Below are 12615 nucleotides of genomic sequence, written 5' to 3' on the forward strand. Positions count from 1 at the left end.
CCATTCAAGTAGCATTATACATAATTAATAATTCCTAATTCCTTAAACATATCAACTCCGTCGCTTAAATACTTAGCAGCTGAAGATTCATCCCCCTTATCTATATAGAATTTTCCTATCATCATGGAAATTTCAGCAGATTCTTTTATATAATTCATGCTTTTCGCAAAATTCAGTGCTATTATTAAAGTATTTTCTGCCTCAATAAAATTTTCTTCCTGCATGTCTATTCTATATTTCAAAAGATAGTATTTAACTAGAGCCTTTTTATTTCCATTATGAACCTCAACCATTATCTCTTCTAAGATCTCTTTTGACCTTTTTATATCTTTCAGTCTTATATAATTTTCACACATTGTAATTAGAGTCTCTATTAGTTTCGGATCTTTGTTATTATTCCTTAACTGCTTGGCTCTTTCTAAATGTATAAAAGCTTCATCAATATTACCAAAATCTGAAAATAGTCTTCCTAAGCTATTTTCAATTTCAGATATATTTTCTACATCATGTATTTCTTTGAATACCTCTAAAGCTTTTTCAGAGTATTTAATAGCATTTTCCATATCCTCTTTTTTAGAATATTGGTCTGATATTAATAATAAAGACTTAGCATATTCATTTTTATCATTTAGTTGTTTAAACTTTTCCTGTGCTACATAAGAGTATTTTATAGATTTTTCAATTTGTTCTAATTTAAAGAAGGTATATGCTATATAATAGTAAATTTCTCCTATTAAAAAGTCATTCCCTATATTGTTGTCTAGAAAAACCTTTTCAGCTTGTTGAAAGTAAGTGCAAGATGAATGATATGCTTTTAATTTTAAAGTTATTATTCCTAAGTTTAAAAATGTATTTATTACTTCTTCATGCTTATTATGCTTTATAAACATTACATTGGCAGAAAGGAATAATTGTTGTGCTAAAGCCATCTCAGATTTTAGCATATGAATTTTTCCTCTTAAAAATAAAGTTCTAGCCCTAGTATATTCCAATTTATATATTTCAGCATAATATAAAGCCTTTTCTATATACTGGTCACTCTTAATTAAATCATTATCTAACATATGTGCTTCTGCAATATTCTCAAAGAAAACACAAATTTTCTCTGCTTGGCTTTCTTCCGATTCCATTAGGTATTCTACAGAAGTATTTAATGACTGAGCTAGATATTCTAACAAATCCATGCTAGGGTTAGATTTGCCAGACTCAACAAGACTTATTTGACCTGGTGTTATTCTTTCCCCTGCCAAATCTTTAAGAGTCATATTAAGTTCTTTTCTCTTCCTTTTTATTTTCTCTCCCAAAGACAGAATCTCCATGTCCATACATTCACTCTTCCTTTACAAGGTATTGAAATCTTTAATAAAATTTAAAATTTTTAATAAAATATTAAGAATATTATAGCATAAATTTATATATTACTGCAAAATTATATAAATATTTTTATATAATAAAATTAAAACACCTTATATTTTTAAATATAAGGTGTTTTATGATATACTTAATAGAAACATATAATACTATTAAATTTAATTTCTATAATCTATAATTTATCTATTCATCATTCCCATCATAGAATCCATCATGCCTGTTGTTGTCCCTCTAAATGTTTTAGCAGCCCTTTTTATTCTTCTTCTTGTTGTTCTATCCATTGAAGGTAGCATCATCATTCCAGCTGCTATTCCTACTAAAGCTCCTGTTGTCATACCTCTAAAAAATTTTGATCCCATTTTAACACACCCTTTCTATAAATATTATCACTTATAGGGTATGTATTTTTCAAAATTTTAAACCTTAACTCTAAATTTTTATATATTTTTTAACCCTGAATTAATAAAAGAAAAAATTTTATCAACATTTTCTCCACCTACTAAAGGCTTTATAAAACTTACTCCTTCTTTTATAATAAAGATTATATCATCATTACCTTCCCAATTCTGAAGTATAACTTCTTGGGGAACAGAGTTTAATATTCTATCAAAGGCAAAAAATACTAAAGCTAGCTCGTCTATTTTACCTACAAAGGGAATTTTATTAGGTATAATATCTATAGGTGTAGCTATATATGCCATAACAGTTCCTAATATAATTTTACTGGTTCTATCTACTCTCGGCTCTTTAAAGAGTCTATATAAAAGTGCTATTAAATCTGGCAATATTAAAGCATATTTGATGGCATTTTTATACTCTGTATTATTTGCACTACTTTCAATATCATTTCTAACTATAGAATAACCATCTTCAATTTTATTTTTATTATTTAAAGGTTTCTCCTCATAAATTTCTGGTTTCTCATTTAATTCCCATACACTTTTAATCTTTTCATTAGCTTTAAGAGCTTCATTAAAAGTAATATATTTCTTTTCTAAATTTACATCTAATTTTTCACATTCTACAAAAAGCTTGTCCTCTTTTAAATCTATGTTCTTTAGAATTAAGGATACATAAGGAACTATTGTAAATAAGGTATCTAGTTCTATACACACTTGATCCTTATAGCTTATAATTCCTATAACCATGAAATCCTTTAAAAGTTTTCTTAATGCAAAGTTTTTTATAAAAGTAAATATGCCTAAGCTAGCTATGGAAACCTTATTTATTTTTAACTTTAGCATATTATCTTTTAAGTACATAAAGCTTATTTTCACACTAAATGGTATTTTAATTTTAAACTTATAGGTTCCTTTTATGTTTAATTTATCACCTTCGAAGTTTACTGAACTTATATCTAAACCTTTTATTTTTCCATATACAATAATTTCTTTAAAAATACTCAATAAGTCCTCTTCGCTTAAAAGTATTTTCACATTGGATATATTCAATAGTTTCACCTCTAATACTTTACCTTTTTATTCTAGTATACACTAATATCTAAGGATATTAAATATAATTTATGCAGAAATTACATAACCATATTTTATGATTTTAATTGGACATACATATAAAAAAACAATATAATTACACTCAGTTAGTAAATATAATTATATGGTAGGTGATAATAGATGAATTTGAAGAAAAATTTATGGAAGATTTCATTAGTTGCTACTCTAGTTTCCCTCACTATATTGATCTTTGTTAAATTAGTTTATATAAAAAACCTTCAAAAAGATTATACTAGTTTTATTTCTGATATAAACACTAATAAAGTTTCCTCAGTTTATTTAAATGACTCACCTAAAATAAGGATAAAATTAAAAAACGGACAAGTATACGAAACTGATAATCCTAGAAAAGAAAATTTTAAGGAAAACTTATTAAATAAAAATATTAAAGTATATGAAAACTCATTTCTTTTAATGCCTGAATTAGTTCCATCTGTTTTATTATTTATATCTTTTGGGTTTCTAGTGTTTTCCTCTTTTAAAAATCATAAAGTAAAATCTAAAGGCATGTTTTCTGCATCAAACTTAAATGTAGAAGCTATAGAGAACTCACCTTACAACTTTTCACTTGTAGCAGGAAATGATGAAGCTAAAAATAGCGTTAAAGATATTGTTGATTTTCTTAAAAATCCTGAAAAATATACTTCATATGGTGCAAGAATGCCAAAGGGTATCATTTTCTATGGAGATCCTGGTACAGGAAAGACTCTTCTTGCTAAAGCCATTGCAGGAGAGGCAAAAGTACCCTTTTATGCAGTATCTGGTTCTGACTTCGTGCAAATGTATGTAGGTGTTGGTGCAGGTCGTGTAAGAAATTTATTTAAAAAAGCTAGAAAGCATGGAAAAGCTGTTATATTTATAGATGAAATAGATGCTATAGGTAAGAAGAGAGATGGCGGTTCTGGTAGTGGTAGTTCTGATGAAAAAGATCAAACATTAAATGCCTTACTTACAGAAATGTCTGGTTTCAATGAAAAAGAAGGTATAATAGTCATAGCTGCAACTAACAGGCTTGATATTCTCGATTCTGCTCTTTTAAGACCTGGTAGATTTGATAGGCATATAGAAATAAACTTACCTGATTTAACTGCTAGAGAGAGAATAATAGAACTTTATTTAGAGAATAAACCTTCAAATAATATAAATATAAAAGAATGGGCGAAAAAAACTGCTTATTTCTCAGGTGCTAAGCTGGAAAGTTTGATTAATGAGGCTGCTATAATAGCTTGTAATGAGGAAAGTGAATTTATTGATGATAGAATACTTGATAAAGCTTTTTCTATCGTTCTAACAGGTTATGAGAAGGTCAATAGGGATTATATAAAGAATGAGGATAGAGAAATAACTGCGGTTCATGAAAGTGGACATGCTTTAGTATCGCATCTTCTTCTACCAGAAGAAAAGGTTTCTAAAGTTACAATTATACCAAGTACTAAGGGCGCTGGTGGTTATACATTAAGCATTCCTGAAGATAGGCTTTTTAGAAATAAAACTTATCTTAAAAATAGAATTATGGTACTTTTAGCTGGTAGGGCTGCTGAGGAAGTTTGTTTTGGAGAAAATAATATTACAACTGGTGCTTATAATGATATTCAAAAAACAACAGACTTAATCTTTAATATGGTAACCAGATACGGTATGGGAGAAAGCCTAGGGTTACTTAATATTGAGGAGCTAAATAAGTTCGGAGTGAATACTAATCATGTAATTGTAGACGAGTGTAAATCTACTATACAAAAGTTGTATGATGATACGAAAAATCTAATAATACAAAATAAATATCTCCTAGACAATATGTCTTCAGAACTACTGAAAGTAGAAACTTTATATGACCAAGACATAAATAAAATTTTAAATAAAGCATCATAAATAAAATTAGCTGAAATGAATTTTAAAATTCATTTCAGCTTTTTATTTATTACTATTTATAATGTATAGTGCTTATTTTATAAGAAATATTTGTGCTAATAACAGCCACAGTTAACTTATTGTTCTTTATAAAGTATAAGACTCACTAACATTCCAGATAAAAGTCCAACTATATGAGCAGAATTATCTATGTTAGGTAAGGTTATTCCTATAAATATGTTAGTAATTATAACAATAATTATATTATATAAAAAACCTTTACCTATGTTGTTCCTAAGTTTATATGCAAAAATTAAAGTAGCTCCTAGTAAACCAAAAATTGCACCTGAGGCACCTATAGAAATACCTTGTAAATTAAAAGATGTTATAAAAGATGCCGTAATTCCAGAAATTAAATATATTTTAATAAAATTTTTAAAGCCATATACCCTATCTACTAAAGGACCTATAGAATATAAAGCATACATATTAAAACCTAAATGTACTATTCCCCCATGTAAAAACATACTAGTTAAAAATCTATAATATTCACCATTAAGTATAGAAATATTGGTATTAGAACCTAGTGCATATAAAACAGAGATATCTATATCTACGATCCCTGCACCTGCCCTCAAGTTAAAATACAGAGAAACTAGAAAATATAAAATATTAATAATTATAAAAGTTGTAGTTACCTTGCTTTCCTTAAATACATTATGTTTTCTATCATTTATAGTAACAACTTCATTTAATGCTTCTTCAAAATCATTTAAATTTTCCTTACCCAATTCACCTGCTAATTGAAAACTTTTTAATTCAAAATTTAAAATAAGAGTGTCTCTAGCAATAGGAATATTCATCTCTTTTTCTAATATTAATATTTTAAATATGCTAATATATCCATTACTATTTTTAGTGTTATTTAAAATAATATTTTCATACATAGAGGCATAGCTATAAGTTTTCGGATTTAAAATTAAAAAATATTGCTCAACATTTAATTTATTATAAGAAAGGCACCAAACATTTGGCACCTTTCCTTCACCGTCTATTTCTATGACCCTATAACCTTTTTTATTTATTAAAATATCCATAAAGGTTTTAGTGTTTTTAGTCATATATTATAAACTCTCCTAATCGTTTATTAATTTCTCTAACATTTCTAACCTTTCAGCAAAGATATCCATAGTATCTTGAAGTGGTTTTGGAGATGTCATATCAACCCCAGCCTTCTTTAAAAGCTCTATTGAATAATCAGAAGAACCACTCTTCAAGAAATTCATATATCTTTCTATTGCCTCTTCACCTTCCTCTAATATAGCTTTACTAAAGGAATTAGCAGCTGCAAATCCTGTTACATATTGATAAGTATAATAGTCCATATAATATTGAGGTATTCTAGCCCATTCTGTGCCTATAGCCTCATCAACTATTATAGCATCTCCATAGTATTTTTTGTTTAATTCAACATACATTTTACATAATTCTTCTGCTGAAAGAATATTACCTTTTTCAATTTCTTCATGCACTCTTAATTCAAATTCTGCAAATAATGCTTGTCTAAATACAACTACTCTCATTTGTTCTAATTGAGCTGCAATGTAGAACATTTTCTTATACTTATCTTCTTCATTATCTATTAAATAGCTAATAAGTAAAGACTCATTAGTTGTAGATGCAACTTCAGCACAGAAATAACTATAATTTGAATATATATATGGTTGATTTTTGTTAGAGTAATGTGAATGGATTGAGTGACCCATTTCATGTGCTAACATTGAAACATCATTATAGTGGTTAGTGTAGTTTAGGTGAACATATGCTGGTATATCATAAGTTCCCCAAGAATAAGCTCCACCTTTTTTACCCTTATTCTCATATACATCTACCCATCTAGTATCAATACCATTTTGGAAAACATTTAAGTATTCTTCCCCTAATGGTTTTAATCCTTTTTTAACTAGTTCTACCCCTTCTTCATATGGAGTATAATCTTCTATCTCTTCAATTATTGGCATGTAAATATCATACATATGCATTTCTTTTAAGTTTAATAATCTTTTCTTTAATGCAATATATTTATGAAGATGTTGTAAATTTTTATTTATAGTATCTATAGTTGTATAATATACAGCTGTTGGTATATTATTAGGTTTTAATGAATACTCTAATGAGTCTTTATAATTTCTTGTCTTAGCCATGCTTGCGAAGTTCTTCATTGAAGAAGTCATTAAAGTTGCAAAGGTATTACTAAATTGCTTGTATGTTCCAAAAGCGCCTTCAAAAGCAGCTTTTCTTAATGTTCTATCTTTACTTTTTAAAAGTCCTGTAAAGTTACTATCACTTAATTTAAACTCTTTTCCATCTTTATCTTCTATAGTTGGAAAATTCATTGTAGAGCTAGTTAGTATTTCAAAAACATTTACTGGAACTCCGAAAGAATCTGAAATACCTGCAACTAATTCTTCTTTTTCCTTATCTAACATATGAGGTTTTGCTTCTAGTACTGTTTTAAAATAAAATCTATATGTTTCAAGTTCTGGAATTCTTGATATTTCTTTCTCTAAAACCTCATTATCTATAGATAATATTTCAGGTATAAAAAATGCTCTAATGCTTGCAAGTTCTGTCATATAAGAATCCATCTTTTTCTTTATTACTTGTGATTCTGTTACTGTTGTATCCTCATCATATTTTAATGCTGAGAAAACAAAAAGTTTATCTGCAAGTCTACAAACCTCTTCATCTTTCTTTAAAAATCTTAGAAGTTCTTCTCCTACATGTAACTTACCTTGAAATTCCTTTAATTTAATTCCTTCTTCTTTAACTTTTGAGTAATCTTTCTCAAACTCATCTAAAGAACTATAAATATTCTCTATAGCCCATTTATACTTCTTATCAATTTCTTGTCTTGTTTTAATAGTTGAGTTTGTCCCCATAACAAAGTCCCCCTTTAATTAAAAATATATAAAAGAAAAAAATAAATATTATTTATTTTTTTCTTTACAGCAATCGCAAACCCCTTCTAAATTAAGGTCTCCACAAGTTACATAAAATCCAGTCTCTTTTTTTAAAATCTCTTTAATCTGTGGCATCGGGCAATCATATTCTACTTCTTTATGACAAAGAGAACACTCTATAATGTGTTTATGCCCTTTCTCTCTTAATATGTAACTCATTCTATGATCTTCTGATATTATTTTGGTTATAATGTTGTTTTCTTCAAATAGTTCCAATGTTCTGTAAACTGTAGATAAATCTATCTTAACGTCGTCTTCTCTCAAGGATAAATATATTTGTTCAGCATTTATCGGAGATGAATTCTTGGTAAAAATCTTTAAAATATTAAGCCTTCCATTTGTTATCTTTATTCTGGCTTTTTTCAAATACTCTTTTTCATTCATGAGGTTCACCTCTTTTTAACTTCCTAATCTAAAATCTTATATTCTATATCTTTTATATCTAATTTTAACACATAAAAAGAAAAAATCCTATGACTATTATCATAGGATTTATTTACACTAACTTTATTTTAGATTCTCCAATACTTTTAAAATATATTCATATACTCTTTCTGTAGAAGGAATATTTACACTCTCTTTTGGAGTATGAACATCAAACATATCTGGTCCTAGTGAAATCATATCCATTTCACCGTTGAATTTGCCACCAAATAATCCGCACTCAAGCCCAGCATGAATTGCATCAATTTCTGGTTCTCTATCATGTAATTCTTTATATATTTCTATAAACTTTTCTCTTAATTTTGAATTAGGATTATACTCCCAAGCTGGGTAATCTGCAATAAACTCAATTTTTGCGCCTAATAACTTAGCTATTACCTTTCCTCTTCTTACTATATCTTCTTTAAGAGTTTGTACTGAGCTTCTTATACAACTTTCAAATTCCACAACCTCATCTTTTATAACTACAACACCTAAGTTAGTTGAGCTTTCAACTAATCCTTTTATAGCCATACTCATACCTTGAACTCCATTAGGTATTAACATAAGCATTTGAATTACTTTTTCAGTGGTATCACATGTAAATATCTTATTAGTCCATTCTGCCTTTTCTAAAGATACTTTAACATTTGGATCTTGAGCATTTAACTCAACACTTAATATTTTATTCCACTCTGAAATCTTATTTTCTAAAGTTTCACTGTGTTTTTCATCTAAAACAATTATTGCTTCTGCATCTCTAGGAATAGCATTCATTTTAGCCCCACCATTTATAGATGCAATATTAAAGTCCATATTCTCACTTAAATCATTTAAAATACGTCCTATAATCTTATTAGAGTTACCTCTTTCTTTATTAATTTCCATTCCAGAGTGTCCTCCTTGTAGCCCACCTACTACAATTTTATAGACACCTTTTCCATTTTCCATATCTTTTCTTTCAATTGGAAGACTTATTATCTCTCTTACTCCACCTGAGCAACTAACTAATAGTTTTCCTTCTTCTTCAGAATCTATATTAATTAACATTCTTCCTGTAATATCCTTTGGATCAAGACCTTGAGCTCCACCCATGCCTGTTTCTTCTTCTGTTGTAATTAATACTTCTAGTGGCGGATGGCTTATATCTTCTGATGCTAATATAGAAAGTCCTATGGCAACAGCAATTCCATTATCAGCTCCTAAAGTTGTTCCATCTGCTCTTAGTGTATCTCCTTCTACTATAAATGCAATAGGATCCTTTGTAAAATCATGATTGCTTCCAGCTTCCTTTTCACATACCATATCCATATGTCCTTGAAGTACTACTGTAGGTGAATTTTCATATCCTTTAGTTCCAGGTTTTCTTATTATTACATTTAAAACATCGTCTTGCTTTACTTCTAAATTATGTTCTTTTGCGAAATTAACTAACCAATCACTTATAGCTTTCTCATTTCCTGATCCTCTCGGTATTTGGTTCATTTCTTTAAAATATTTAAAAACTTCATAACTCTTTAGATTTTTTAGTGTCTCTAACATAAATCCTCATCCTTTCTATAAGAACATCATTTTTATTCCAAATAATATTAATATTATACCACTAATGAAATCAGCATATGTTTCAAAAATTTCAATCTCTTTTAACTTCTTAGAAATTAAAAATGCTATTGCAGTCATCACTAAGGCTACAAGCCCTATTAGAATAGTACTGTTAAGCAAAAACCTTAAATTTTTAAATCTATTTAATACAGTAAAACTTAAAACCATAGCATCAATGCTTACAGATGCACCTAATACTATATTAGTTTTTGCACTTAAAATTAATTTATTATCTTTCTTTTCTTCCATTCCCTCTTTAATCATCATAATTCCAACAATAGCTACAACTGCCCCACCTAAAACTTTAGGGAAACATAATATGTACCTACCAAATAAAAATCCTCCATATGCACCTAGAAAAGAGAAAAAAAATTGAAAAAATCCAAAAGATAAAGTAAATGCTACTTTATTTTTAAATTTTACTAGTGGATTTATACCTATACCTAAAGCCACTCCAAAAGCATCTAATGATAAAGCTAATGCAAATAATAATAAATAATTTAAACTCAATCTCATCCCTCTAAACTCACACTTTTTTAAAATATATTATATAAAACACATAAAAATTCTTGTGAATTTAGATTTACTAGCAAAAACTTAAAAAATTAATCAGAAATTTCTATACATTGATTATATATTATATAATATTTGCTATCAATAATTTTATATTTAAAACTAAAAAATATAAATACACTGTCAAATTTAATTTATAAGCATATAATATGGATGAGATAATTTTTGAAAGGTGTTAGTTTATGAATAATGAAATTCCAAGTTATTTAAAATCTTTTATAAGAGTTTTACATGCATCCCCTAAAACTCCTTCCGTAGACGTTTATATAAATAATATACCTGTAATAAGAAATCTACAATATAGGGGTTTTACTGAATATCTACCTCTCCCTGCCGGTAACTATAATGTGAAGATTTATCCTGCATCCAATAAAAATGTATTATTATTAGATCAAAGTCTAACCATAGCACCAAATAAAATTCTTACCATAGCAGGTATTGGTAAGGGTCCTGAATCCTTGGCACTTTTACCTATATTAGATCCTAAAATAACTCCAGATAACAGAAAATCATACCTTCGATTTGCACATTTATCTCCTAATACCCCACCACTAGATATTGTAACCACTAAAGGAAAAACGTTATTTAAAAATGTTTCCTATAGACAATTGCAAGGTTATGTAGAACTACCTCCTGGAGTATATGATGTAGATGTACGACTTTCTGGCACAACGACCTCTGTATTATATGTACCTAACATAGCTTTAAGACCAAATAATTTTTACACAATTTACGCTGTAGGGCTTTTAAATGATGAACCGCCACTACAAGTGCTTATTCCTTTAGATGGTAATTCCTATATAAACTTTTACAGCTAATAAAAATAATCCCCTAAATCGGGGATTATTTTTTATATTCTTTCTTCTAATTCTTTTTTCAATTCTTCAAACCCTGGTTTCCCTAAAAGTGCAAACATATTTTTCTTATATGCTTCTACTCCTGGTTGATCGAAGGGATTAACTCCTAATAAATATCCACTTATTGCACAAGCTTTTTCAAAGAAGTAAACTAAATATCCGAAATAATATGGAGTTATCTCTGGAAGATTTAATATAAAATTAGGAACTCTTCCATCATTATGAGCAAGCACTGTACCCTCAAAAGCTTTCTTATTTACAAAATCTATAGTCTTACCTTGAAGATAATTTAGTCCATCAATATCCTCTTTATCTGCTTTTAAAATTATTTCTTCTGTAGACTTTTCCACATTTATAACTGTCTCGAAAATATTTCTTAATCCATCTTGTATATATTGTCCCATAGAGTGAAGATCCGTAGAAAAATTAACTGAAGCAGGGAAAATTCCTTTTCCATCTTTCCCCTCACTTTCACCATATAGCTGTTTCCACCACTCTGACATATATTGTAGTCTTGGTTCATAATTAACTAATATTTCTGTTGTTTTTCCCTTTCTATAAAGACAATTTCTAGCAGCTGCATAAGTATAACAAGAATTTTTTTCTAAGGAAGGATCTTTATAATATTCTCTAGCATCTCTAGCGCCTTGCATTATTTCTCCTATATCTATACCAGCCGTAGCTATTGGAAGTAATCCTACTGCTGTTAAAACTGAAAATCTTCCTCCAACATCGTCTGGAATTACAAAAGTCTCATATCCTTCTTTATCTGATAGTGATTTTAATGCTCCTTTTGATTTATCTGTAGTTGCAAAAATTCTTTCCTTAGCCTGATCTTTTCCATACTTTTTCTCTAAAAGTTCCTTAAATATTCTAAAAGCAATGGCAGGTTCTGTAGTTGTTCCTGACTTTGAAACTACATTAACAGAAAAATCCCTATGTCCTAAAAGGTCTATTAAATGCGTAATATAAGTTGAACTAATATTATTTCCTACAAAATATACCTCAGGAGTTTTTCTCTTCTCTCTTGGAAGATAATTATAAAAAGAATGATTTAACATTTCTATAGCAGCCCTGGCTCCTAAGTATGAACCACCAATACCTATTACAATTAAAACCTCAGAATTGTTTTGTATTTTTTCTGCGGATTTTTTAATTCTTTCAAATTCACTTTTATCATAACCTACTGGAAGGTCTAACCACCCTAAAAAATCATTGCCTTCACCTGTTCTATTTTGTAACTGGTTATGTACCTCAGTTACTACACCTTGCATTTTCATAACTTCATCACTACTTAAGTATGGTATTGCCTTGTTTAAATCCAATGTAATCTTTGACATATTATGCCCTCCTATTTACTATACTCCCCTTTAATTTATATTAATATATAGGTAGATTTTATTATTC

Annotated in this window: 11 protein-coding genes; 2 read left to right on the forward strand and 9 right to left on the reverse strand. The window is 28.4% G+C overall.

Annotated elements, in window-relative coordinates:
• Positions 1–14: 14 nt before the first annotated feature.
• From FGL08_RS10220 to FGL08_RS10230, 3 genes are all read right to left on the reverse strand, one after another.
• A complete protein-coding gene (locus FGL08_RS10220) occupies positions 15–1319 on the reverse strand; it encodes a helix-turn-helix domain-containing protein (protein WP_138211324.1) in 1305 nt (434 codons plus the stop codon).
• 231 nt (positions 1320–1550) lie between these two features.
• On the reverse strand, positions 1551–1730 hold the full coding sequence (locus tag FGL08_RS10225; protein WP_243117975.1) for a YtxH domain-containing protein: 180 nt from the start codon (positions 1728–1730) through the stop codon (positions 1551–1553).
• 78 nt (positions 1731–1808) lie between these two features.
• Complete coding sequence (locus tag FGL08_RS10230) at positions 1809–2822, reverse strand: YkvA family protein (RefSeq protein ID WP_138210695.1); 1014 nt, start codon at positions 2820–2822, stop codon at positions 1809–1811.
• A 180-nt stretch (positions 2823–3002) separates the two neighbouring features.
• Between FGL08_RS10230 and FGL08_RS10235 the strand changes: the two genes are divergently transcribed.
• The gene (locus tag FGL08_RS10235; protein ID WP_138210696.1) at positions 3003–4751 is read left to right on the forward strand and encodes an ATP-dependent metallopeptidase FtsH/Yme1/Tma family protein; all 1749 of its coding nucleotides are present in this window, start codon (positions 3003–3005) and stop codon (positions 4749–4751) included.
• A gap of 116 nt (positions 4752–4867) precedes the next feature.
• Here the strand turns inward: FGL08_RS10235 and FGL08_RS10240 are convergent, their stop codons facing one another.
• The 5 genes from FGL08_RS10240 to FGL08_RS10260 form a co-directional block, all read right to left on the reverse strand.
• Positions 4868–5851 (reverse strand): rhomboid family intramembrane serine protease, encoded by a 984-nt coding sequence (locus tag FGL08_RS10240; RefSeq protein WP_138210697.1) that lies wholly within the window; start codon positions 5849–5851, stop codon positions 4868–4870.
• Between the two features lie 15 nt (positions 5852–5866).
• Positions 5867–7672 (reverse strand): oligoendopeptidase F, encoded by a 1806-nt coding sequence (pepF, locus tag FGL08_RS10245; RefSeq protein WP_138210698.1) that lies wholly within the window; start codon positions 7670–7672, stop codon positions 5867–5869.
• A 48-nt stretch (positions 7673–7720) separates the two neighbouring features.
• Complete coding sequence (locus tag FGL08_RS10250) at positions 7721–8137, reverse strand: Fur family transcriptional regulator (RefSeq protein ID WP_138210699.1); 417 nt, start codon at positions 8135–8137, stop codon at positions 7721–7723.
• Between the two features lie 123 nt (positions 8138–8260).
• A complete protein-coding gene (locus FGL08_RS10255) occupies positions 8261–9718 on the reverse strand; it encodes an aminoacyl-histidine dipeptidase (protein WP_138210700.1) in 1458 nt (485 codons plus the stop codon).
• 15 nt (positions 9719–9733) lie between these two features.
• On the reverse strand, positions 9734–10288 hold the full coding sequence (locus FGL08_RS10260) for a manganese efflux pump (protein WP_138210701.1): 555 nt from the start codon (positions 10286–10288) through the stop codon (positions 9734–9736).
• Between the two features lie 245 nt (positions 10289–10533).
• On the opposite strand from FGL08_RS10260, the gene FGL08_RS10265 reads away from it, so the two are divergent.
• Positions 10534–11169: a DUF4397 domain-containing protein gene (locus tag FGL08_RS10265; RefSeq protein WP_138210702.1), complete on the forward strand. Its 636-nt coding sequence runs from the start codon at positions 10534–10536 to the stop codon at positions 11167–11169.
• Between the two features lie 32 nt (positions 11170–11201).
• Here the strand turns inward: FGL08_RS10265 and FGL08_RS10270 are convergent, their stop codons facing one another.
• Complete coding sequence (locus FGL08_RS10270) at positions 11202–12548, reverse strand: glucose-6-phosphate isomerase (protein WP_138210703.1); 1347 nt, start codon at positions 12546–12548, stop codon at positions 11202–11204.
• Positions 12549–12615 lie beyond the last annotated feature (67 nt).

The sequence above is a fragment of the Hathewaya histolytica genome (assembly GCF_901482605.1).
Classification (GTDB): domain Bacteria; phylum Bacillota; class Clostridia; order Clostridiales; family Clostridiaceae; genus Hathewaya; species Hathewaya histolytica.

Excerpts from the sequence above, each read along its gene's own strand:
- FGL08_RS10220 (WP_138211324.1), bottom strand. The coding sequence starts at position 1,319 with ATGGAGATTCTGTCTTTGGGAGAGAAAATAAAAAGGAAGAGAAAAGAA.
- FGL08_RS10225 (WP_243117975.1), bottom strand. The coding sequence starts at position 1,730 with ATGGGATCAAAATTTTTTAGAGGTATGACAACAGGAGCTTTAGTAGGA.
- FGL08_RS10235 (WP_138210696.1), top strand. The coding sequence starts at position 3,003 with ATGAATTTGAAGAAAAATTTATGGAAGATTTCATTAGTTGCTACTCTA.
- FGL08_RS10240 (WP_138210697.1), bottom strand. The coding sequence starts at position 5,851 with ATGACTAAAAACACTAAAACCTTTATGGATATTTTAATAAATAAAAAA.
- pepF (WP_138210698.1), bottom strand. The coding sequence starts at position 7,672 with ATGGGGACAAACTCAACTATTAAAACAAGACAAGAAATTGATAAGAAG.
- FGL08_RS10250 (WP_138210699.1), bottom strand. The coding sequence starts at position 8,137 with ATGAATGAAAAAGAGTATTTGAAAAAAGCCAGAATAAAGATAACAAAT.
- FGL08_RS10255 (WP_138210700.1), bottom strand. The coding sequence starts at position 9,718 with ATGTTAGAGACACTAAAAAATCTAAAGAGTTATGAAGTTTTTAAATAT.
- FGL08_RS10265 (WP_138210702.1), top strand. The coding sequence starts at position 10,534 with ATGAATAATGAAATTCCAAGTTATTTAAAATCTTTTATAAGAGTTTTA.
- FGL08_RS10270 (WP_138210703.1), bottom strand. The coding sequence starts at position 12,548 with ATGTCAAAGATTACATTGGATTTAAACAAGGCAATACCATACTTAAGT.